This window comes from Streptomyces sp. NPDC058469, from assembly GCF_042721125.1.
Classification (GTDB): domain Bacteria; phylum Actinomycetota; class Actinomycetes; order Streptomycetales; family Streptomycetaceae; genus Streptomyces.
Window position 1 is genome coordinate 24,234 of record NZ_JBHXME010000005.1, and the last position, 22,604, is coordinate 46,837.

At 69.9% G+C, this 22,604-nt stretch carries 19 protein-coding genes; 7 read left to right on the plus strand and 12 right to left on the minus strand.

What is annotated here, in order from left to right; all coding sequences use genetic code 11:
- The first annotated feature begins 113 nt into the window (after positions 1-113).
- The 3 genes from ACFWP5_RS04670 to ACFWP5_RS04680 are packed head-to-tail and all read left to right on the plus strand — an operon-like array spanning position 114 to position 2,888.
- Complete coding sequence (locus tag ACFWP5_RS04670) at positions 114-1,469, plus strand: dipeptidase (RefSeq protein WP_384150158.1); 1,356 nt, start codon at positions 114-116, stop codon at positions 1,467-1,469.
- A 46-nt stretch (positions 1,470-1,515) separates the two neighbouring features.
- A complete protein-coding gene (locus tag ACFWP5_RS04675; RefSeq protein WP_384150161.1) occupies positions 1,516-1,818 on the plus strand; it encodes a DUF1905 domain-containing protein in 303 nt (100 codons plus the stop codon).
- Between the two features lie 14 nt (positions 1,819-1,832).
- Positions 1,833-2,888 carry a protein kinase family protein gene (locus ACFWP5_RS04680; protein WP_384150164.1) on the plus strand — a complete coding sequence of 352 codons (1,056 nt, stop codon included), beginning with the start codon at positions 1,833-1,835 and terminating at the stop codon, positions 2,886-2,888.
- Here the strand turns inward: ACFWP5_RS04680 and ACFWP5_RS04685 are convergent.
- The 8 genes from ACFWP5_RS04685 to ACFWP5_RS04720 all read right to left on the minus strand — a co-directional run bounded on the left by ACFWP5_RS04685 (position 2,861) and on the right by ACFWP5_RS04720 (position 11,510).
- Positions 2,861-3,931: an ABC transporter ATP-binding protein gene (locus tag ACFWP5_RS04685; protein ID WP_384150167.1), complete on the minus strand. Its 1,071-nt coding sequence runs from the start codon at positions 3,929-3,931 to the stop codon at positions 2,861-2,863. The two genes, ACFWP5_RS04680 and ACFWP5_RS04685, sit on opposite strands and share 28 nt — an antisense overlap.
- Positions 3,928-5,025 carry an ABC transporter ATP-binding protein gene (locus ACFWP5_RS04690; RefSeq protein ID WP_384150540.1) on the minus strand — a complete coding sequence of 366 codons (1,098 nt, stop codon included), beginning with the start codon at positions 5,023-5,025 and terminating at the stop codon, positions 3,928-3,930. Before ACFWP5_RS04690 ends, ACFWP5_RS04685 begins: the two co-directional genes overlap by 4 nt.
- A gap of 17 nt (positions 5,026-5,042) precedes the next feature.
- The gene (locus ACFWP5_RS04695) at positions 5,043-5,963 is read right to left on the minus strand and encodes an ABC transporter permease (RefSeq protein ID WP_327405882.1); all 921 of its coding nucleotides are present in this window, start codon (positions 5,961-5,963) and stop codon (positions 5,043-5,045) included.
- Entirely contained in the window at positions 5,956-6,942 is a 987-nt protein-coding gene (locus ACFWP5_RS04700; protein ID WP_384150171.1) for an ABC transporter permease, read from the minus strand. Before ACFWP5_RS04700 ends, ACFWP5_RS04695 begins: the two co-directional genes overlap by 8 nt.
- Positions 6,943-7,061: 119 nt before the next feature.
- The gene (locus ACFWP5_RS04705; RefSeq protein ID WP_384150174.1) at positions 7,062-8,879 is read right to left on the minus strand and encodes an ABC transporter family substrate-binding protein; all 1,818 of its coding nucleotides are present in this window, start codon (positions 8,877-8,879) and stop codon (positions 7,062-7,064) included.
- 250 nt (positions 8,880-9,129) lie between these two features.
- Positions 9,130-10,170: an NUDIX domain-containing protein gene (locus tag ACFWP5_RS04710; protein WP_384150177.1), complete on the minus strand. Its 1,041-nt coding sequence runs from the start codon at positions 10,168-10,170 to the stop codon at positions 9,130-9,132.
- Positions 10,171-10,313: 143 nt separating this feature from the next.
- Positions 10,314-10,508: a hypothetical protein gene (locus ACFWP5_RS04715; protein ID WP_384150180.1), complete on the minus strand. Its 195-nt coding sequence runs from the start codon at positions 10,506-10,508 to the stop codon at positions 10,314-10,316.
- A 30-nt stretch (positions 10,509-10,538) separates the two neighbouring features.
- On the minus strand, positions 10,539-11,510 hold the full coding sequence (locus tag ACFWP5_RS04720) for a TIGR01777 family oxidoreductase (protein WP_384150183.1): 972 nt from the start codon (positions 11,508-11,510) through the stop codon (positions 10,539-10,541).
- A 184-nt stretch (positions 11,511-11,694) separates the two neighbouring features.
- Here ACFWP5_RS04720 and ACFWP5_RS04725 point away from each other — a divergent pair, with 184 nt between their 5' ends.
- Complete coding sequence (locus tag ACFWP5_RS04725) at positions 11,695-13,719, plus strand: NPCBM/NEW2 domain-containing protein (RefSeq protein ID WP_384150186.1); 2,025 nt, start codon at positions 11,695-11,697, stop codon at positions 13,717-13,719.
- A 101-nt stretch (positions 13,720-13,820) separates the two neighbouring features.
- On the opposite strand, the gene ACFWP5_RS04730 is transcribed toward ACFWP5_RS04725, so the two are convergent.
- On the minus strand, positions 13,821-14,774 hold the full coding sequence (locus ACFWP5_RS04730; RefSeq protein WP_384150189.1) for an ROK family protein: 954 nt from the start codon (positions 14,772-14,774) through the stop codon (positions 13,821-13,823).
- Between the two features lie 205 nt (positions 14,775-14,979).
- Here ACFWP5_RS04730 and ACFWP5_RS04735 point away from each other — a divergent pair, with 205 nt between their 5' ends.
- Positions 14,980-16,017, plus strand: coding sequence for a LacI family DNA-binding transcriptional regulator (locus ACFWP5_RS04735; protein ID WP_384150543.1), 1,038 nt, complete (start codon positions 14,980-14,982; stop codon positions 16,015-16,017).
- A 31-nt stretch (positions 16,018-16,048) separates the two neighbouring features.
- Positions 16,049-16,861, plus strand: a complete 813-nt coding sequence (locus ACFWP5_RS04740; RefSeq protein WP_384150546.1) for a hypothetical protein — start codon at positions 16,049-16,051, stop codon at positions 16,859-16,861.
- Here the strand turns inward: ACFWP5_RS04740 and ACFWP5_RS04745 are convergent.
- Together ACFWP5_RS04745 and ACFWP5_RS04750 are read right to left on the minus strand one after the other, a co-directional pair.
- The gene (locus ACFWP5_RS04745; protein ID WP_384150192.1) at positions 16,807-19,008 is read right to left on the minus strand and encodes a serine/threonine-protein kinase; all 2,202 of its coding nucleotides are present in this window, start codon (positions 19,006-19,008) and stop codon (positions 16,807-16,809) included. The two genes, ACFWP5_RS04740 and ACFWP5_RS04745, sit on opposite strands and share 55 nt — an antisense overlap.
- A gap of 71 nt (positions 19,009-19,079) precedes the next feature.
- A complete protein-coding gene (locus tag ACFWP5_RS04750) occupies positions 19,080-20,384 on the minus strand; it encodes a DUF6986 family protein (RefSeq protein ID WP_384150195.1) in 1,305 nt (434 codons plus the stop codon).
- A 184-nt stretch (positions 20,385-20,568) separates the two neighbouring features.
- On the opposite strand from ACFWP5_RS04750, the gene ACFWP5_RS04755 reads away from it, so the two are divergent.
- Positions 20,569-21,462, plus strand: coding sequence for an endonuclease/exonuclease/phosphatase family protein (locus ACFWP5_RS04755; protein ID WP_384150198.1), 894 nt, complete (start codon positions 20,569-20,571; stop codon positions 21,460-21,462).
- Between the two features lie 81 nt (positions 21,463-21,543).
- Here the strand turns inward: ACFWP5_RS04755 and ACFWP5_RS04760 are convergent, their stop codons facing one another.
- Entirely contained in the window at positions 21,544-22,506 is a 963-nt protein-coding gene (locus ACFWP5_RS04760) for an electron transfer flavoprotein subunit alpha/FixB family protein (protein WP_384150201.1), read from the minus strand.
- Between the last annotated feature and the right edge of the window lie 98 nt (positions 22,507-22,604).

Sequence of the window (22,604 nt, forward strand, 5' to 3'; positions counted from 1 at the left end):
TCAAGACGCTGCCGCACCTGTCCCCCGCATCCTACGGCGGACATCGCCACAGACCGCTGTGGGAGGATCGACGGCATCATTCGTACAACGTCGCACCCACAAGGAGCGTGCCCATGTCGTCGAATCCGGTCGCCGAGACCGTCGCCTCGCTGATGCCCACGGCGAGGACGGAGCTCACCGAGCTGGTGGCCTTCCGATCGGTGGCGGACTTCGACCAGTTCCCGAAGAGCGAGAGCGAGGGCGCCGCGAACTGGGTCGCCGACGCGCTGCGCACCGAGGGTTTCCAGGACGTGGCCCTGCTCGACACCCCGGACGGCACCCAGTCGGTCTACGGCTTCCTGCCCGGCCCGGAGGGCGCCAAGACCGTGCTGCTGTACGCCCACTACGACGTGCAGCCGCCGCTGGACGAGGCCGGCTGGACGACCCCGCCGTTCGAACTGACCGAGCGCGACGGCCGTTGGTTCGGGCGCGGCGCCGCCGACTGCAAGGGCGGCGTGATCATGCACCTGCTCGCGCTGCGCGCCCTCAAGGCCAACGGCGGTGTCCCGGTACACGTCAAGGTGATCGCCGAGGGCTCGGAGGAGCAGGGCACCGGCGGCCTGGAGCGGTACGCCGAGGAGCACCCCGACCTGCTGAAGGCCGACACGATCGTCATCGGCGACGCGGGCAACTTCCGGGTCGGCCTGCCGACGGTCACCGCGACCCTGCGCGGTATGACGATGCTGCGCGTGCAGGTCGACACCCTCGAAGGCAACCTGCACTCGGGCCAGTTCGGCGGCGCCGCGCCCGACGCGCTGGCCGCGCTGATCCGCGTCCTGGACTCGCTGCGCGCCGAGGACGGCTCCACGACGGTCGACGGGCTCGACGCCCAGTCGTCCTGGGAGGGGCTTACGTACGAGGAGGAACAGTTCCGCAAGGACGCCAAGGTGCTGGACGGCGTCGAGTTGATCGGTTCCGGTTCGGTCGCCGACCGCATCTGGGCGCGTCCGGCCGTCACGGTCCTCGGCATCGACTGCCCGCCGGTCGTCGGCGCCACCCCGTCCGTGCAGGCCGGCGCCCGCGCGCTGGTGAGCCTGCGGGTGCCACCGGGCGTGGACGCGGCCGAGGCGACCAAACTGCTCCAGGCCCACCTGGAGGCCCACACCCCGTGGGGCGCCCGAGTCCGCACCGAGCAGATCGGCCAGGGCCAGCCCTTCAGCGCCGACACGACCAGCCCGGCGTACACGGCGATGGCCGACGCGATGGCGGTCGCCTACCCCGGCCAGGAGATGCAGTACGCCGGGCAGGGCGGCTCCATCCCGCTGTGCAACACCCTCGCGGCCCTCTACCCGCGGGCGGAGATCCTCCTCATCGGCCTCAGCGAGCCGGAGGCCCAGATCCACGCGCTCAACGAGAGCGTGTCTCCTGAGGAGTTGGAGCGGCTGTCGGTGGCGGAGGCGCTGTTCCTGCAGAACTACGCGGGCAACTGAGCGTGTCCCGACCGTCCTTGAGGGCTTGAGGAAGGGCACCGAAGCCATGAGGTTCGTCTTCACCGGCCGGGTGATCGAGTGGCGCGGGCCGTCGCCGTACCACTTCGTCCCCGTGCCGGACGAGGAGTCGGCGGACATCCGTGAGGTCGCCGCCATGGCCTCGTACGGCTGGGGTGTGATCCCGGTCGAGGCCAGGATCGGCGAGGTCGTGTTCACGACGTCCCTCTTCCCCAAGGACGGCGGCTATCTGCTGCCGCTCAAGAACGCCGTGCGCAAGCCGCAGGGGCTCGCGGCGGACGACGAGGTGCGCGTGGAGATGACCGTCCGCCTCCAACTCCGGGTCGACTGACCGAAGATGGGGGTATGGCTAACACCTCACGCCTCGTCGCCCACAGTGACATCGCCACGTCCCTCGCGCTGCTCTCCGACCACGAACTCGCCGAACTGGTCGAGGCCGGCGCGCCGTTGGGGTCCAGTGTCGGCGGTCGCTCGGCGCTGATCGAGGTGGACGGCAGAAAGGTGTTCGTGAAGCGGATGCCGCTCACCGATGTCGAGCGGCGGCCGGAGAACGTCCGGTCCACGGCCAACGTGTTCGGGGCGCCCGCCTACTGCCACTACGGCATCGGTGCCGTCCCGAACGCCGGCTTCGGTGTCTGGCGTGACCTGGCCGTGCACGAGATGACGACCAACTGGGTTGTGTCCGGCCGCTTCCCGGGCTTCCCGCTGCTGCACCACTGGCGTGTGCTGCCCGACGCGGGACCGTCGCTGCCCGACGAACTCGCCGACGTGGAGCGGAACGTGGCCTACTGGGGCGGCGGTCGTGAGCACATCGAGGCGCTGCGGACGGCGTCCGCGAGCCTGACGCTGTTCATGGAACACCTGCCGCACACCCTGCACGACTGGCTCTCCGAGCAGCTGCGCACCGACGATCCCGACACGGCCTGTGCCCTCGTGGAGCGGGGCCTGGAAGCCGTCATCGGCTTCCTCCAGGAGCATCAACTCCTGCACTTCGACGCCCACTTCAGGAACATCCTCACCGACGGACACCAGCTCTACCTCGCCGACTACGGCCTCGCCCTCTCCCCGCGCTTCCAACTCGGCCCGGACGAACGCGACTTCTACGACCGTCACCGGCACTACGACCGCGCCTACGCCTTCTCCTACCTGGTGCACTGGCTCGTCGTGGACCAGTACGGCTATGGCCTGGACGAGCGCCAGGACTTCATCCGCGCCTGCGCCGACGGCAAGCGGCCCGAGGGCATCCCCGATGCCGCCGCAGGGCTCATCTCTCGGTACGCCCAACTCGGCGCGTCGGTGGGCGACTTCAACCGTCGTCTCAAGGACGAGAGCAGGCTCACTCCGTACCCGTCCGCCGAGGAACTCGGCCTCGACTACAGCAACTCCACGCTCTCCGCGTAGTGACAGGCGACCGGGTTGCCACCACCCCGGTCCACCAGCGCCGGTATCTCCTCGACGCACGACGTCCGTTCGCTGTCGGTGAGTTGGTTGGCGAACTTGGGGCAGCGGGTGCGGAAGCGGCAGCCGCTGGGCGGGCGGACCGGGCTCGGGACGTCGCCCTGGATGGTGATGCGTTTGCGGGCGCGTTCCTTGCGCGGGTCGGGCAGCGGGATGGCCGAGACCAGGGCCTGGGTGTACGGATGCGCCGGGCGGGCGAACAGCTGCCGGGCCGGGGCGATTTCGACCAGGCGGCCCAGGTACATGACGGCCACCCGGCCGGCCACGTGTCGCATCACCGACAGGTCGTGGGCGACGAAGAGGAAGGACAGGCTGAGTTCGCTCTGCAGGTCCATCAGCAGGTTGAGGACGCCCGCCTGGATCGACACGTCGAGCGCCGACACCGGCTCGTCGAGGATGATCACCTTCGGGTGCAGGGCCAACGCCCGTGCGATGCCGATGCGTTGACGCTGTCCGCCGGAGAACTCGTGGGCGAAGCGGTTGCCGTGCTCGGGGTTGAGTCCGACCAGGCGCAGGAGTTCGCTGACCTCGCCGCCGGCTCCGGACCCGTACCGGCCGTGGATGCGCAGGGGTTCGGCGACGATCTCGTGGACGGTCATCCGCGGGTCGAGGGAGGCGTACGGGTCCTGGAAGACGATCTGCAACTCGCGCCGTAGGGGCCGCATCTGACGTCTGCTCAGCTCGGTGAGCTCGTGTGCCCCGTAGCGGACCCGGCCCGAGGTGGCGCGTTCGAGGCCGAGGACGGTGCGGGAGATCGTCGTCTTGCCCGAGCCCGACTCCCCCACCAGGCCCAGGGTTTCGTTCTCGTACAGGTCGAAGGAGACCCCGCACACGGCGTGCACGTCACCGACGCGGCGGCGGATGACGCCCTTGGACATCACCGGGAAGTGCTTGACCAGGTCCCGGACCTGGAGGACCGGTTCGCCGGTGCCGCCGTGGCCGGGCAGCGGCGGCAGGGGGGTGGCGGCCTGCGCGGGCGCGGTCATACGGGGTCCTCCTCGGGGTTCGTGGTGGAGGCCGCGTCGGCGAAGCGGGCCAGGGCCTCGGTGTCCGCGCCGACGGCGTCGAAGACCTGGCCGGCGCCGGTGTCGACGAGTTCGTCGGCGAAGTGGCAGGCGCTGAGGTGGAGGTCGCCTCCGGCCCTGCGCAGGGCGGGTTCGTCCGTGTCGCACACGTCGCGGCGCATGGGGCAGCGGGGTGAGAAGGGGCAGCCGGGTGGCAGGTTCAGCAGGCTCGGCGGCGATCCGGTGATGGGGGTGAGCCGTTCCTCCTCGCGGTCGAGGCGGGGCAGGGAGCCGAGCAGGCCCAGGGTGTAGGGCATGCGCGGGGTGTAGAAGATGTCCTCGACGGAGCCGGTCTCCACTATCCGGCCGGCGTACATGACCGCGACCCGGTCGGTGTGGCCGGCCACCACACCGAGGTCGTGGGTGATGAGGACGAGCGCCGCTCCGGTCTCGGCGCGGGCGGTCTCCAGGGCTTCGAGGATCTGGGCCTGCACGGTGACGTCGAGGGCGGTGGTCGGCTCGTCGGCGATGATCACGTCCGGGTCGTTGGCCATCGCGATGGCGATCACGACGCGCTGGCGCATACCGCCCGACATCTCGTGCGGGTAGCTCTCGACGCGCCGCTCGGGGCTGGGGATGCCGACCGTGCCGAGCAGCTCCACGGCCCGTTTGCGGGCGTCGCGGTGCTTCATCTCGGGGTTGTGGCGGAGCAGGGTCTCACTGATCTGATAGCCCACGTTGTACACGGGGTTGAGGGAGGTCATCGGGTCCTGGAAGACCATCGCGATGCCGCTGCCGCGCAGGTCGGACAGGCGCGCGTCGGAGAGGCCGAGCAACTCCGTGCCCTCGAAGCGGACCGAGCCGCGCACCCGCGCGCCGGACGGCAGCAGCCCCATCACGGCGAGGGCGGTGACCGATTTCCCGGACCCGGACTCGCCGACGATGCCCAGCGATTCGCCCCGGTCGAGCCGGTAGCCGACACCGCGTACGGCCCGCACCAGCCCGTCCTCCGTGGCGAACTCCACGCTGAGGTCCTCGACTTCGAGCACCGCGGACGTCACGGGGACCTCCCGCACTCCATGACTCGTGGTCGTCACTGTCGCACCCTTTGCTGCCGTGGGTCGAAGGCGTCGCGCAGTCCGTCGCCGATGAAGTTGATGGTCAGCGCGATGGCGATGATGAACGCGCCGGGGATGTAGAAGAGCCAGGGCCGGGTGTCGACCGCCGTCTGCGCCTGGGAGACCAGCAACCCCAGTGAGGTGTCCGGGGGTTGGACGCCGAAGCCCAGGAAGGAGAGCGCGGTCTCGGTGAGGATGCCGGTCGCCACCAGGATCGTCGCGTTCACGATGATCGGGCCGAGGGCGTTCGGCAGCAGATGCCGGAAGATGATCCGGGTGTCCGAGGCGCCGAGCGCCCGCGCCGCCTCGATGAACTCCTTCTCGCGCAGCGACAGTACGGCCGAGCGCACGACCCGGGCCACGTACGCCCAGGTGAGTCCGGCGATCACGATGGCGATCCAGTACCAGGAGCCGCCGGTGCGGGAGGAGATGACCAGGGCGATCGCGAACAGGGGCAGCGTCAGCACCAGGTCGGCGATGCGCATCATGACCGCGTCGACGATGCCCCGGTAGAAGCCGGCGACGGCTCCCCAGATCGCGCCGAGCAGCGTGGAGCCGAGCGCGATCATGATGGCGATCTTGAGCGAGGTCTGGGTGCCGCGCATGACCTGCGCGTAGCCGTCGTAGCCCGAGGAGTCGGTGCCGAACGGGTGCTTCAGGGAAGGGGGTTTGGAGTTGTCCTCGGTGTACTTCTGGTACGAGTAGTGCCACAGGTGCGGGCCGATGAACGCCCACAGGATGATCAGCACGAACACGACCAGGCTGACCATCGCGGCCCGGTGGCGCACGAAGCGGCGCAGCACCAGCTGGGTCTGGGTGCGCTGCCGTACGGTGAACTCGTGGTCGCCACGCGGTAGTTGAGTGCCCGCGGACCCCGGTGCCTCGATGTCAGTCATAGCGGATCCTCGGGTCGAGTACGGCGTAGAGCAGATCGGCGATGAGGTTGAACCCGATGACGACGACGGCGGAGAGCAACAGCCAGGCCATGGTGCGGTAGATGTCGAGGGTGGTCGCCGCCTGGACCAGCATCTCGCCCATGCCGTGCCACTGGAAGATCGTCTCCGTGATCACCGCGCCGCCCAGGATGATCGCGATGTCGAGCGCGGTGACGGTGGCGAGCGGGATGAGGGCGGTGCGCAGCGCGTGCCGTGTCATCACCCTGCCGCGCCGAAGTCCCTTGGCGCGGGCGAGCCGTACGTAGTCGCTGTTGAGGACCTCCAGCATGGAGGCGCGGGTGTAGCGGGTCCAGGACGCGAAGGAGACCAGCGCGAGGGTGATGGTGGGCAGGATGAGGTGGCCCACGTGATCGGTGAACTCGTTCCAGGTGGTGTCGACTTCGAGGTACGGCGACTTCTCGCCGATGGTGCCGAGGAACTGGCTGCCGGTCTTCTGGTTGAACCAGATCCCGGCCTGCTTGAGCAGGACCGCGAACCAGAACACGGGCATGGCGAGAAAGAGGAAGCCGAAGAAGGTGATGGTGTAGTCGGCGGCGGAGTACTGGCGGATGGCGCTGAACACGCCGAACACGACGGCCAGGATCAGCGCGAGGATCATCGCCGCGGCGACCAGGGTGATGGTCACCTTGAACCGGGTGAACAGGTCGTGCCCGATGTTCAGGTTGGCCTGCACGGACGGGCCGAAGTCGCCGTGCAGGACGCCGGTGATCCAGTTCCAATAGCGTTCCATCACCGGCTGGTTGGCGTGGATGTGCCGGGCGAAGGCGGCCACCGCCGCCTTGCTGGGCGCGGGTTGCCGTGAGGTGGCGAAGTTGGCCACCGGGTCGCCGGAGTTGATGACGACCAGGAACACGATGAACGTCGAGATGATGAGGACGGGTATGGAGACGAGGATGCGGCGCACGGTGTAGGCGAGCATGCGGTCTTCTCTCGGAGGCCGGCGGGTCGGAGATGCCGTCGAGCCCGGGCCCGGCCCCGGTGTCGCCGGGGCCGGGCTCGACGGGCGTGCCGGTGGAGCTGTTCCCTCAGTCGGTGGGGCTACTTCTTCAGGCCCCACGTGCCGGTGTTGTAGGCCGGGCCCACGTTCGTGGCGTTGTTCCGCATGTTGACGAACCGCGTCTGCGTGGCGAAGAACGTCGGCTTCTGGTAGAGCGGCAGCACATAGGCGTCGTTCACCATGAGCTGGTCGGCCTGGTTGAGAAGCGCCGCGGACTTCGTCGCGTCCGTCTCGCCTATGGCCTGGGAGATCAGGGAGTCGGCCGTCTTGTTGCTGTAGCCGCCGTAGTTGCCGCCACCGCCGGTGAACCAGTTCTGCTGGGCACCACTGCTCGGGAACGGCGGCGCCACCCAGGCGAAGACGATGATGTCGTACTGGTGCCCGGCGAGGACCGTGCCGAGGTCGGCGGCGCCGATCGGCTTGATGGTGATCTTGATGCCGAGGCTCGCCAGGTTGCTCTGCAGGATCTGGCACTCGCTCTGCCGGATCTGGTTGCCGGTGGTGTAACGGCAGTTGAAGGGTCCGACGGCCTTGCCGTCCGGCGTCTTCAACGCCGTACCCACGCCGGTGAACTTGGCGGCCGTGAGGTACTGCTTCGCCTTGGCCAGATCACCGGATCCCTGGCCGGTGCCGGTGACCACGTCCTTGTAACCGGCCTGCCCGGGAACGAAGTTGTGGTTGCCGAGCGGTTTCACAGCCGGGTCGAACTGGCCGACGGTCTTGGCGATGATGTCCTTGATGTTGATCGCCGTGAACATCGCCTGACGCAGCGCCAGGTACTTGCCGATCACCGGGTTGTGCAGGTTGAGGTCGAAGTGTTCCCAGGTGAGGCCGTTGCCGATGACGTAGGTGACGCCGGGGATGTTCTTGACCTGGTTGACCAGGTCCACCTCGGGCTGCGGGTAGATCGCCTGAACCTCGTTGTTCTTGAGGGCCGTTGGCTCCTGGGTGGCGTCCGAGATCACCTTGAAGATCAGCCGCTGGAGGGTCGCCTTCTTCGCGCCCGTCCACTTGGGGTCGGGCACATAGGTGGCGTGGTCGTTGTCGACCCACTGCTGCATCTTGTAGGCGCCCGCGGTGGGGTACTTGGTGGGCGGTGTCTTCAGGAAGTACTGCCAGGCCTGAGCCATCTGCGTGGCCGTCATGGCGGTGGCGTCACCGGCCTTGGCGCCGGAGACCTTCTCCGCGGTGTGGGCCGGGTAGAGGGGATAGCCCGCGCCGAACAGGGACTTCCAGTCGGAGTACGGCTTCGACATCACCATGGTGAAGGTCTTGCCGTTGTCGGACGGGGTGAGGGACTTGATCCGGTCGTAGCCCGCGGTGCTCTGCGGCAGACAGCCCTTGGTCTGGGTGGAGTCGCTGGCGGGCGGCGGCGGACAGTCCTTGCCGTTGTTGGTGCGCCAGTAGTAGATGAAGTCGTCGGCGGTGATGGGCGTGCCGTCGTTCCACGCCGCCTTCGGGTTGATCTTGTAGACGATGGTCTGCGGGCCGGTGCTGGTCTGCGTCGCCGAGGTCACCAGGTCGGTGTTGAGGGCGACGGTGAAGTCCGGCTGGGGTATGAACACCTGCGGCAGGACGACCTCCAGGGCCTCCCCGTTCTCGAAGGTGTTGCCGTTGACGTCCTGGACGTTCCACTGCTGGATGTTCTTCTCCAGCACATAGGTGAACGTTCCGCCGGACTTGGTGGTGGCCGAGTTGCAGGTGTTGGCCTTGCCCACGGTGTTGCAGGACGTGAGCCCGGCCGAGCTGCCCTTGCCGGAGCCGCCGCCCCCGCCGCCGCTGCTGCAGGCGGTGAGCACCAGGGTGAGCCCGGCGGCGAGAGTGAGGGCCCGGGTGAGGGCCGAGGATGGCGCGCGCATGTTCCTCTCCTTCGACCGGCGAAAGGTCCGGTCCCGTCAAGGCGGCCGGCGGCCGCGAGAGAACTGAGCTGCGCAAAGACGTTAGAGCTCCGATGTACCTTCTTCACGTTCTTGTTCATACCGGGAAGGCGACAATTCACCCTCGCTTTGTTATCGGAATGACCCACACCCCGTAAAATCGCCAGGTGGTGCCCCCGGAAAGGCAAAGTCACGTCCAACATCGTTGATCAGACCGCAAATTGACGGGTCGTCAGCCAAGCGGGACGCCCGCCTCCAGATAGAGCGCGGCCCCGCGTTCACGGGCCCTGAGCGCCCAGCGCAGCCGCTCGTAGCGGACCGGCGGCAACAGGTCGGCGGCCTCCTCCTCGGTGGCGAAGCACCAGCCGCGCAACTCCGGTCCGGGCAGCAGCAGTCGGTCTGCCTCGGCGGCGTCCAGCCGGCCGCCGTCGAAGAGGAGGCGCAGTCCGCCGTAGCCGGGTGGGGCGGGCGGTTCCCAGTCGACGACGAGCAGTCGGGGGACCTCGTCGAGCACGATGCCGGTCTCCTCGGTGACCTCGCGCATGCCGGCCCGGGCGGGTGCCTCGCCGGATTCGACGACGCCGCCGGGGAACTCCCAGCCGGCCTTGTAGGTGGGGTCGACGAGCAGCACCCGGTCCTGTTCGTCGAAGAGGAGCACTCCGGCCGCGAGGGTCTCGGAGGTGGGCTCCGGGGTCTGCACGATGTCGCACACGGGCACGGCACCGCTGCCGACGGCCCCGGCGATCCGGGCGGCCGTCTCGTACGGGGTGAGCGCGCTGGTGTCGACGAGATGGGCGTCGGCGGTGAGCCAGGAGCCGAGCGCGGCGCGGTAGGACTCGATGTGGTCGAACGCCCACTGGCGCGTCCGGATCTCGCCGTCGGGGAGGTCCGGTGGGATCTCCCGGCCGGATATTCGCTCGCGCAGGATCGTTTCCGCCGGGGCGAGGAGGACATGCCGGACCGTGACCCGGCGGGCCGCGAGACCGCCGAAGATCTCGTCCCGGTACTCCTGGCGCAGCAGGGTCATCGGGACGACGAGGGTCCCGCCCAGCTCGGCGAGCATGGCCGCCGCCGTGTCGATCACGAGCCGTCGCCACATCGGCAGGTCCTGGAAGTCGCCGACCTCTGCGAGGTGCTTGGGCGGGAGCAGGTACGGAAGTGCTCCGCCGATGACCTCGGGGTCGAAGAGCGTGCTGTTCGGGATCAGTTCGATCAGTTCCCGTGCGGTGGTGGTCTTGCCTGCACCGAACGCGCCGTTGATCCAGACGATCACGGACAGTTCCCCCTCTTCTATTGGCCCCCTGAGGCTTGCCCGTTCCACCCTGCCACGGAAACCAGCCGCAGCTGAGAGCACACATACGTCGGCGCCGGTGCCCCCTCCGACGAGGCACCGGCGCCGAGCTCTTTCGACGGGTATCAGCTGTTCTGCCCCAGGGCACCCTCGTCGACGGCGAAGCTGCCGTCGCTGACGAGGTGATCCACGGAACCCACGGTGTCCTTGACGTTCAGATCGCCGAGTACGTCGTGGTCGTGGGAGTGCGACGGGGAGATCGCGGCGACGACGAACCCGGTGGCGAGGGAGGCGATGGCCAGCATGCTGCGCTTCTTCATGCCCCGTTCAACTGACGAAGCGCGCCGGGGTCACGCCCGGACGGCCCGCCGGACGGAACCTGCCCCGTCCTGTGTCCGTCGTACGAGGTCCACAGCAGCTTCGGGCCACTGCGGATGGTCGAAGGTGAACCCTTCCGCCAGCAGCCGTCCCGGGACGACCCGTCGGCTCTTCAGCAGGAGTTCGGTGTCCGAGCGCAGCGCGAAGGCGCCCAGTTCCGCCATCCACTTGGTGGCGGGCAGTCCGACGGGGACGCCCCGGGCAGCGCGCAGGACGCGCATGAAGGCACGCTGCGGGAGCGGGCCGGGGGCGGCGAGGTTCACCGGTCCGGCGATGTCGTCCCGGTCGACGAGGAACTCGACCGCGCGGACGAAGTCCTGGTCGTGGATCCAGGAGACGTACTGGGCGCCGCCCGCGACCGGACCGCCGAGGCCCAGCCGGACCATGCTCGACAGGACGTCGAAGACACCGCCCCGGTCCGGGCTCATCACCATGGCGGCGCGCAGCGCCACCTTGCGGGTGTGCGGGGTCTCGGCCCGCTCCTGCGCGCGTTCCCAGGCCTTGGCGATCTCGACGCTGTAGGACCAGTAGTCGGGTACGTCCGGTTCGTCGCCGCCGATCACGCCGGTGGCCTCGTCGTTGGGGGCGTCGTAGCGGTGGGCGTAGACGGTGGCGGTGCTCATCTGCAGCCAGACGCGCGGCGGGTGTACGGCGGCCGCGATGGCCTCGCCGACGACCCGGGTGGAGTGCACGCGCGAGTCCATCATGGCCTTGAGATTGGCGGGGGTGTAGTGGCAACTGACGCTGCGGCCCGCCAAGTTGATCACGACGTCGCTGCCGTCGATCTCCCGGGCCCAGGAGCCCGGGTTCTCGCCGTCCCACCACACCTCGCGGTCGCGCCTCGGCCGCCGGGTCAGGACGACGACCTCGTGACCGGCCTCGGTCAAGGCGCGGTCCAGGATCGCGCCCACCTGTCCCGTGCCACCGGGAATGACGATCTTCACCGGGCTCCCCCTTCTGTCGGAAGTGAGCCTAGCGCAGAAAGTTGAACGTGTTCAAAACCTGTTCGGCAAAATATCGAACACCCAATACCCAGCCCTTCCAACAGAGTCCGACACGTCCTAACGTAATCGCGCACATGACATGCACAGGAAGTGATCCCATCTTTCGCGAGTCCGGAGGAACGTAATGACGCGTCACCCTCACACCCGCACGACCCGCCGAAGAGTGGTCGGAGCGCTCGCCGCAAGCCTGTTGTGCACGGCCGGCCTCGCCGCGCCGACCATAGCCGCTCCTTCGCAGGACCCCGTCTCCCCCGCCCTGGCCGACGGTCAGGCGCTCACCCCTCCGATGGGTTTCAACAACTGGAACTCCACCAACTGCCGCGCCGAGTTCAACGAGTCGATGGTCGAGGGCATCGCGGACATCTTCATCAGCAAGGGCCTCAAGGCGGCCGGTTACCAGTACGTCAACCTGGACGACTGCTGGGCCCTGCCCTCCCGTGACGCCGACGGCAAACTCGTCCCCGACCCGGTCCGCTTCCCGCACGGGATCAAGGCCGTCGCGGACTACGTGCACTCCAAGGGGCTCAAGCTCGGCATCTACACCAGCGCGGGCACGAAGACGTGCAACGACGCCGGTTTCCCGGGCGGCCTGGGTCACGAGTACAGCGACGCGCAGCAGTTCGCCGACTGGGGCGTGGACTATCTCAAGTACGACAACTGCAACAACCAAGGCGTGGACGCCAAGTTGCGCTACAACACGATGCGCGACGCGCTGAAGGCCACCGGTCGGCCCATCGTCTTCAGCATCTGCGAGTGGGGCGAGAACAAGCCCTGGGAGTGGGCCGCGGACGTCGGACATCTGTGGCGCACGACCGGTGACATCAGCGACAACTGGGGCTCGATGCTGTCGATCCTCAAGCAGAACCTGCCGCTCGCGCCGCACGCCGGTCCCGGGCACTGGAACGACCCCGACATGCTGGAGGTCGGCAACGGCGGCATGACGGACACCGAGTACCGTTCGCACTTCTCGATGTGGTCGATCATGGCCGCGCCCCTCCTCATCGGCTCGGACCTGCGCACCGCGACCCCCGCGACCTTCGACATCCTCGACAACAAGGAGGTCATCGCGGTCGACCAGGACCCGCTGGGCAAGCAGGGCAACGTTGTCACGTCCGAGGGCGGGCGCTGGGTCGTCGCCAAGGAGATGAAGGACGGCAGCCGTACGGTCGCGCTCTTCAACGAGTCCGCCGGCGCCCAGCGCATCGCCACGACCGCGGCGGCCGTAGGCCTCCCGAACTCCCGCGCCTACACCCTGCGCGACCTGTGGCAGCACAAGAGCTACAACACCGCGGGCGCGATCTCCGCGACCGTCCCGGCCCACGGCACGGTCCTCGTACGGGTCTTCGCCGACCGGCACGCGCTCAAGAACCCGCCCGCCGTCGAACTCGGCCTGGACAGCGCCCCGTTGGTCCAGGCGGCCGCCCCGACCCCGCTCACGACGACGGTCACCGACCTGGGCCGTACGACCGCCGAGCACGTCTCGGTGAGCCTGACCGGGCCCGCGGGCTGGAAGATACGGGCCAACTCGTCGACGACTGCGAAGGCCGTACGGACTGGCAAGTCGCTGCGCACGAAGTGGACGGTCACCGCGCCCGCGGGGACGCCGACGGGGTCGTACGACCTGACGCTCAAGGCGAGTTACCGCTCGCCGAGCGGCGCGCGCGTCAGCAGCACCCTGCCGTTCACCGCGTCCGTGGTGGTGGCACCGCCTGCGGGGACTTCGTATCTCGGCGATCTTCCGTGGATGTCAACGGCCAATGGATACGGGCCCGTTGAGCGCAACACCAGCAACGGGGAGAGCACGGCGGGAGACGGTCACCCGATCACCCTGGGCGGAGTGGTGTACGCCAAGGGGCTTGGCGTGCACGCCGAGAGCGACGTCGAGTACTACACCGGGAAGACGTGCGAGAAGGTCACCGCGGACGTCGGTGTGGACGACGAGAAGGGCGCCAACGGGACCGTCGCCTTCGAGATCTGGGCGGACGGCACGAAGGTCGCCTCGACCGGTGTCCTGACCAACGCGATGCCCGCCCAGCCGGTCACGGCGGACGTGACCGGCGCCCAGGTGGTCCGACTCGTCGTCACCGACGGCGGCGACGGGATCGACTCGGACCACGCGGACTGGGCGGACGCGCAACTCACGTGCTGAACAAGGCACATCGCCCTTCACGCGCAGAACGGCGTACAACTCGGCTCACGTGCTGAACAGGGGCGAAGGCCGCTGACCGAACGTTTCGGCCGGTCGGTTGCTCACACCACGGCCGAGGTCGTGCTCGCCTGTCCGGCGAGCGCGGCCGCGGCCGCTCCCACCAGCCCGGCGTCCGTGCCCATCTGAGCCGGCGTCACCGTCAGCCGCTGCACGAAGGACAGTGTCGCGTAGTCGCTCAGGGCCTTGCGCAGCGGCGTGAACAGCACGTCGCCGGCCTTGCCCACGCCCCCGCCGATCACGGCGATGTCGATCTCTACGAGGGTCGCGGTGGCCGCGATACCGGCGGCGAGGGCCTGTGCGGCCCGCTCGAAGGAGGCCACGGCGACCGGGTCGCCCGCGCGGGCGGCGGCGGCCACCGCGGCGGCCGAGGCGTCGCCGTCCGGGCCCGGCCGCCAACCGCCCTCGACCGCGCGCCGGGCGATGTTGGGACCGCTGGCGATCCGCTCGACGCAGCCGCGCGAACCGCACGGGCAGAGGTCGCCGTCCAGGTCCACGCTGATGTGGCCGATATGGCCCGCGTTGCCGGTGGGCCCGGGATGCAGCTGGCCGTTGAGCACGAGGCCGCCGCCGACTCCCGTGGACACCACCATGCACAGCGCGTTGGCGTGCCCGCGCGCGGCGCCCTGCCAGTGCTCGGCCGCCGTGATCGCCACGCCGTCGCCGATCAGCTCGACGGGCAGGTCCCCGGCCGCCGCACGCACCCGCTCGACCAGCGGATAGTCGCGCCAGCCCGGCACGTTGACCGGGCTCACGGTGCCGGCGGAGGCGTCCACGGGACCCGCGCTGCCGATGCCGAGGGCGCTCGCGCGGGACCACGAGGGCGATGCGGTGAGCTCCGCGAGCACCTCCTCCACGGCTCGCATCACGGTGTCGCCGTCGTCCTGCGAGGGCGTCGGGCGCTGTGCTCGCACCAGGATCTTGCCGTGGCCGTCCACCAGCGCCCCGGCGATCTTGGTGCCGCCGATGTCGAGCGCGGCCACGAGGTCGGTGTGCATCAGTGTCAGATCTCCCCGTCAAACATGAGAACCACCAGAAGGTGAGTTGGGCCGGTCTCGCGGTGGGGGCGCAGGCCGTTGATATCGGTGGACAGTCTCTCTCGCATATGACAACGTTGTCCAGGCTCTATGCTCGACGCCACATCCTCATACAAACCCATGGACCTATGCATCCCCCGTGGACGACAGGACAGGACAGCGCATCGTGCCAGAGACCGCCCGCCGCCCCGAGAACCGCTACGGCAACCGTCCGACCATGAAGGACGTGGCCGCACGCGCGGGTGTCGGCCTGAAAACGGTGTCGCGCGTGGTCAACGGCGAACCGGGTGTCACCCCGGACACCGAGCGCCGGGTCCAGGAGGCCATCGACGCCCTCGGCTTCCGCCGCAACGACAGCGCCCGCGTCCTGCGCAAGGGCAGCACCGCGAGCATCGGTCTCGTCCTGGAGGATCTCGCCGACCCGTTCTACGGCCCGCTCAGCCGCGCCGTCGAAGAGGTCGCCCGAGCCCACGGCGCCCTGCTCATCAACGGTTCCAGCGCCGAAGACCCGGACCGCGAGCAGGAGTTGGTGCTCGCGCTGTGCGCCCGGCGCGTGGACGGGCTGGTGGTGATCCCGGCCGGTGACGACCACCGTTACCTGGAGCCGGAGATCAAGGCGGGCGTCGCGACCGTGTTCGTGGACCGTCCGGCCGGAAGGATCGACGCCGACGTCGTCCTGTCCGACAGCTACGGCGGCGCACGCGACGGTGTCACCCACCTCATCTCGCACGGCCACCGGCGCATCGGCTTCATCGGCGACATGCCCCGCATCCACACGGCCGCCGAGCGACTGCGCGGCTACCGGGCCGCCATGGAGGACGCGGGCATACAGGTCGAGGGCGCCTGGATGTCCCTCGGCGTGACCGACCCCGTCCGGGTGCGCCGGGCGGCCGAGGAGATGCTGACCGGCCCCTCCCCCGTCACCGCGATCTTCGCCGGCAACAACCGTGTGACGGTCACCGTCGTCCGGGTCCTGGCCGAACAGTCCCGCCGGATCGCCCTGGTGGGCTTCGACGACTTCGAACTCGCCGACCTGCTCCAGCCGGGCGTGACCGTCGTCGCCCAGGACGCGGCGACCCTCGGCCGCACGGCCGCCGACCGTCTCTTCCGCCAACTCGACGGCACGCTTCTCGCCCCGGAACGCATCGAACTGCCTACCCGGCTGATCACCCGGGGCTCGGGCGAGCTGCCGCCGTCGGACTGAGCGGCGGCTGGACGACCACGTGAACGACCGTATGGACGACGGTGTGTACGACCGCGTGGACCGTACGTTGGAGGCGCTGGGGCTGGCTCGGGCGCCGCGCGAGGATCCCTTGACCTACCCGGGCGCGTGGCCCGCCGAGTCCGGACTCCTCGTCGGAGACCGGCTGTTGCCCCTCGACGGCCACACCACCTACGGGAACCGCACCCCGGTCCTCGCCATCGGCTCCAACGCCTGCCCCGGCCAACTGCGGCACAAGATGGCCGAGTTCGGGATCACCTCTCCCGTCCCGATGGTGAAGGTGCGGGTCACGGGTATCGACATCGGCGTCTCCGCCCATGTGAGCCGCGTGGGGTATGTGTCGGCGTCGCCTGTCAACTCGCCCGGTGTCGTACGGGAGTTGTTCGTGACGTGGTTCGACGCGCGGCAGCTTGCGGTGGTGGACGCGAGTGAGGGGGCGTACGACCGCGCGTGGTTGCCCGGCTCCGGCGCCACTTCCGAGTTCCGTTTCGAGCCGGGCTCAGGGGAGTTGTTGCGGGGCGCGTACGTCTACGTCAACCGGCACGGTGTCCTGCACGACGGCACGGGCGTGCCGCGCCGCCATCCGGGCGAGCGGGCGCTGCTCACCGAACTGCTGGGTGGTTCGGCGGAGTTGAGGACGTTGTTCGGGCGGACGCCGGAGGAGTTCTGCGAACAGGCGCGCGCGGACCGGGAGTTGTGCGAGCGGGGTGCACGGCTGTTCCGGAAGGAAGGGCGGGTGACGGCGTCCGGCCTGGAACGCTACGTACGGCCTCAGCAGACCGGCAGCCCCGGAATCGGCTCGTCGTTGTCCCCGCCCTTGAGGTAGACGTCGCTGACATAGACGTTGGTGTTGCCGCTGTCGTCGTCCGTCTTCGCCCACCAGATGTTGGTCCACTGGCCGTACGTCTCGCGGCGGCCCAAGTTCTGTTGGCAGAAGAAGTAGTTGGTACCCGCGCCGAGGACACCGACTTCGGTACCGGACGCGGTGTAGGACTTGGCGCTGCGCCACACCTGGCAGTTGTACTTGCCTCCGCCGATGGACTGACAGGCGGGGTCGGGGCTGGAGCTGGGGCTGGCTCCGCCCGTCGTAGGGGCGCCCCCGCCGACGTTTCCGCCGCCGGACGACGTGGACTTGGTCGGGGCGACGCTGGGAGCCTGACCCGCCGTCGTGCTCTCCCCCTTGCCGGTGTGCTGCTGTGTCGGTTCCCGGGAACCGTCGTCGCCCTGTTCTGTGGGCTTGGGACCGACCGAGCGATGGGCGTCCGTACGTCCACTGGGCGAGGCGGGGCCGACCCCGGCACCGGCCGGGGCTGAGGTGCTGGGCTGCGAGGTGACCGTGGTGTCACCGGAGTTGACCATCCGGGCGACGACCACTCCGGCGCCGGCGAGGACGGCCGCCACAGCAGCGGCGGCTATCAGGATGCGGGCTTTGCGGCGGGGTGCGGCTGCGCTGGTCATGGGCCCGGTCGGTGGAGATGGTTGAGGCACGGGAGCCAGGGGGGCGAGGGGCGGGCCGAAGCCTTGGGGTACGGGGGTGGGAGGGGGCGTAGCAGCGGGCGGGAGAGCATCCGAACCCGGCCGCTCCAAGGAACCAGAGCCCTGCTCTCCCGGTCCGGGCAGGCCTGCCGCACCTGCCCCGTACGCAGATACTCCAAGTCGCCCCGGCGACCCAGGTGTTGCCCCTCCCGATCCGGACCACCCCGAGGCGCTGACCCCGGCCTCCTCCGGTCCCGCTTCCTCAGGCGAACCTCCGGTCCCCGGCCCGCCGCCTCCGACCGGCTCGGCGACACCAAAGGCCTTCCCGGCTGGAGCCACGTGCTGCGCAGCCCAGAGACCCCGCCCGCTCTCCGTCGGTTCAGCGGCGTCCACTCCCCGGGCCCCGGCCCCAGCATCGGCGTCGGCATCGGCATCGACCAGGGCCGCCCCCGAAGCCCCAAGGCCCGCCGCCCGCGCCTCCGTTGACTCCGTCGGTTCCGGAACCCCCGCTCCCGGCCCCGCGCTCCCCCGCGACTCCACCGCTCCGAACCCCGGCGGCACCGCAGGAACCCTGCCCCCGGTCCCCCGCAACACGGCCGTAGGCAAATCCTCCGCAGCCGCCCCCGCGACCCCCTCCAACAACCCCTGCGCCGCCTCGGCCCCAGGCCGCAACTCCGGCCGCTTGTCCATCAGTTGCCGCAGAACAGGCCCAAGGCGCCCCGCGCGCCGAGGCTCCGGCAAGGGCTCGGAGACGATCGCCGTGAGGGTGGAGTACGTGGACGTGCGGCGGAACGGGGACGCGCCCTCGACCGCCGCGTACAGCGTGGCGCCCAGGGCCCAGACGTCGGACGCCGGGCCCGGGTCCGCGCCCTGGGCTCGCTCGGGGGCCAAGTAGTCCAGGGAGCCGATGAGTTCGCCGCTCCGGGTGAGGTGCGTGGCGGAGCCGTCGCCCGGGTCGTCCATCGTGGCGATGCCGAAGTCCGTGAGGACCACCCGGCCCGAGCGGTCCAGGAGGATGTTGCCCGGCTTCACATCGCGGTGCAGGACGCCCACGGCGTGCGCCGCAGCGAGCGCCTCCATCACCTTCGCGCCGATCCCGGCCGCCTCGCGCGGGTCGATCGGGCCGCGCTCGCCCAACACGTCGTCCAGGGACGGGCCGTCGATCAACTCCATGACGATCAGCGGGCGTCCGTCGACCTCGGCGATGTCGTGCACGGCGACCACGCCGGGATGGCGGACCCGTGCCGCCGCCCGCGCCTCGCGCTGCATCCGCAGGCGCAGGTCGGCCAGTTCGGGTCCGTGGGCGTCGGTGAAGGTGCGCAGTTCCTTGACGGCGACCTCTCGGCCGAGAACCTCGTCGACGGCCCGCCACACGACGCCCATGCCGCCGCGTCCGAGTTGACCCACGACGCGATAGCGCCCGGCCAGCAACCGGTCGACCCCGTCCACGCGTCCGCTCTCCCCCGAAGGCACCGCCGCTCCGTCCCTGTGGCACATCCATGAACGCCGTACAGCCTACGGGGCGGCAGTGACAACAGAAGCCGGCGGCAACACCTGTGACAGGTCCGCTACTTGGCGGACGCGGTGAGGTCACCTCGCCGGGGCGACGCGAAGCCCTCCAGGGCCGTCCGGGTCAGCCCGGTCGCCCTGGCCACCTCGGCGATGTCGAGCGCGCCGCAGTCCAGGCCGCGCAGCAGATAGCCGCTGAGCGCCTTGGCGGTGGCGGGCTCGTCCATGACGTCGCCGCCGGCGTGGTTGGCGTAGCGGGCGAGGCGGGCGGCGGCCTGTTCGAAGCCCTCGCGGTAGAAGGCGAAGACGGCCGCGTAGCGGGTGGGGATGTGGCCGGGGTGCATGTCCCAGCCCTGGTAGTACGCGCGGGCCAGGGCCCGCCGGGTGAGGCCGTAGTGGAGCCGCCAGGCGTCGTGGACCTTCGCGGTGGGCCCGACCGGAAGAACATTCGTCGAGCCGTCCGAGACACGCACGCCCGTCCCCGCCGCCGCGACCTGCATGATCGCCTTGGCGTGGTCGGCGGCCGGGTGGTCGCTGGCCTGGTAGGCGGCGGAGACGCCGAGGCAGGCGCTGTAGTCGAAGGTGCCGTAGTGCAGGCCGGTGGCGCGGCCCTCGGCGGCCTGGATCATGCGGGCGACCGTGGCGGTGCCGTCCGTGGCGAGGATGGACTGGCTGGTCTCGATCTGGATCTCGAAGCCGATCCGGCCCTGCTCCAGCCCGCGCGCCTTCTCGAAGGCCTCCAGGAGGCGCACCATCGCGGTGACCTGCTCGGCGTACGTGACCTTGGGCAGGGTCAGAACCAGGCCGTCCGGCAGTCCGCCGGCCTCCATGAGCCCGGTCAGGAAGATGTCGAGGGTGCGGATGCCCCGGTCGCGCACCGGCGCCTCCATGCACTTCATACGGATGCCCATGCACGGCGCCGCCGTGCCCTTCTCGTACGCCTCGGCGATCAGCCGGGCCGCGCGGGCGGCGGCCTCGTCCTCCTCGGCGTCGGGGCGGGGGCCGTAGCCGTCCTCGAAGTCGACGCGCAGGTCCTCGATGGGCTCGCGCTCCAACTTCGCCCGCACGCGCGCGTGGACAGGCTCCGCGAGGTCGTCGGAGAGGCCGAGGACGGCGGCGAAGGAGGCAGCGTCGGGGGCGTGCTCGTCGAGGGCGGCGAGGGCCCGGTCGCCCCAGGTGCGGATCGTGTCGGCGGCGAAGACGTCACCGGGGACGTAGACCGTGTGGACGGGCTGGCGGGTGCCGGGGTCGCCGGGGTAGCGGCGCTCCAGTTCGGCGTCGACCGGTGCCAGGGAGGCGCTGATCTCCTCGCTGACCGCGCCGCCGAGGCTCGTCGCCACCTTCTCCTGCTCGCCCTGACCCATCCCACACCCTCCAGTTTTCCGCTCTACGGAATCAACAATCCGTAGAACGAAGTTATCCATGGAGCTTCCCGCCGGTCAACACCCTGTCCACGCCGTGAACCCGTGGCATTCACTACCGCCCCGAGGCCCTCTTCCGCCCAGCGCCTCGCACCTTCATCCTGACTCGCAAGGGGAGGGGACGCATATGTCGACTGCCAGGACGGTGACGCGTCGGGCCGGGCTGACCACGCTGGTGGCGGCCGCCATCGCCCTGCCACTGATCGGAACCGTACGCTCCGCCTCCGCCCGGCACGAGACCCGCCTGCTGGACGTCATGACGTTCAACCTGCGCTACGCCAGCACCGACGAACCCAACAGCTGGAAGGTCCGCCGCCCGGTGATGCGCGACCTGCTGCTCCGCGCGGCCCCCGACATCATCGGCACCCAGGAGGGCCTCTACGCGCAGCTCCAGGACATCAAGCACGACCTCGCCCCGCACTACGACTGGATCGGCGGCGGACGCAAGGGCGGCAGCCACGACGAGGAGACGGCGATCTTCTACGACACCCGTCGGCTCGCCCCCGTCGAGTACGACCAGTTCTGGCTCTCCGACACACCCGCCGTGATCGGGTCGAACACCTGGGGCGGCGCCCACCCGCGCATCGCCACGTGGATCCGCTTCCGCGATCTCGGGGACGGCGAGCGGGAGTTCTACGTCCTCAACACCCATCTGGACAACGCGAGTCAGTACGCACGCGAGCGTGCCGCCACACTCATCGCCGAACGGATCGCCCGCCTCGACCGCTCCCTGCCGTTCGTGGTGACCGGCGACTTCAACACCGCCGCGTACACCACCTCGGTCTACACCACGATGCTGGGCGCGGGCCTCAGGGACACCTGGGACGCGGCAGCCGCGCGCGGGCAGCTCTACGGCAGCTTCCACGGCTACCGCGCGCTCGTGCCGGGCGGTCCCCGCATCGACTGGATCCTGACCACCCCGGGGGTCGCCGTGCGCCGGACGGCCCTCAACACCTTCTCCGAGAACAGCCAGTTCCCGAGCGACCATCTGCCCGTGCAGTCCACGATCAGCCTGGGATGAGCCGCCCGGGTGAGCACTCAGGGGCACGCGAAGGCCCCCACGACCACGCGGGTCGCGGGGGCCTCGTACAGCCTGCCGAGATCAGCCCTTGCGGGAGTTGACCTCTTCGGTGAGCTGCGGGACGACGTCGAAGAGGTCGCCGACCACGCCGTAGTCGACGAGGTCGAAGATCGGGGCTTCGGCGTCCTTGTTGACGGCGACGATGGTCTTCGAGGTCTGCATGCCGGCGCGGTGCTGGATGGCGCCGGAGATGCCGTTGGCGATGTAGAGCTGCGGGGAGACGCTCTTGCCGGTCTGGCCGACCTGGTTGGAGTGCGGGTACCAGCCGGCGTCGACGGCGGCGCGCGAGGCGCCGACGGCCGCGCCGAGGGAGTCGGCGAGGGCCTCGATGATCGCGAAGTTGTCCGCGCCGTTCACACCGCGGCCGCCGGAGACGACGATCGCGGCCTCGGTCAGTTCCGGGCGGCCGGTCGACTCGCGCGGGGTGCGCGCGGTGACCTTGGTGCCGGTGGCCTTGTCGGAGAAGGTGACCGCGAGGGCCTCGACGGTGCCGGCGGCCGGGGCGGCCTCGACAGCGGCGCTGTTGGGCTTCACGGTGATGACGGGCGTGCCCTTGGAGACACGGGTCTTGGTGGTGAAGGAGGCGGCGAACACCGACTGCGTGGCCACCGGGCCCTCGTCACCGGCCTCCAGGTCGGTGGCGTCGGTGATGATGCCGGAGCCGATGCGCACCGCGAGGCGGGCGGCGATCTCCTTGCCCTCGGCGGAGGACGGCACCAGGACGGCGGCCGGGGAGACGGCCTCGTAGGCGGCCTGGAGGGCGTCCACCTTCGGTACGACGAGGTAGTCGGCGTACTCGGCGGCGTCGTGGGTGAGCACCTTCACCGCGCCGTGCTCGGCGAGCGCGGCGGCGGTGTTCTCGGCACCGGGGCCAAGAGCGACCGCGACGGGCTCGCCGATGCGGCGGGCCAGGGTCAGCAGCTCCAGGGTGGGCTTGCGGACGGCGCCGTCCACGTGGTCGACGTAGACGAGAACTTCAGCCATGGGAATGGTCTCCTGCGTGCGTGCGAAGTCTGAGGGGCGGTAAGCGAGTTGGGCGAGCGGCACCAGGGGAGTGCGTGCCGGGCGGCGTGGGGGCGTGC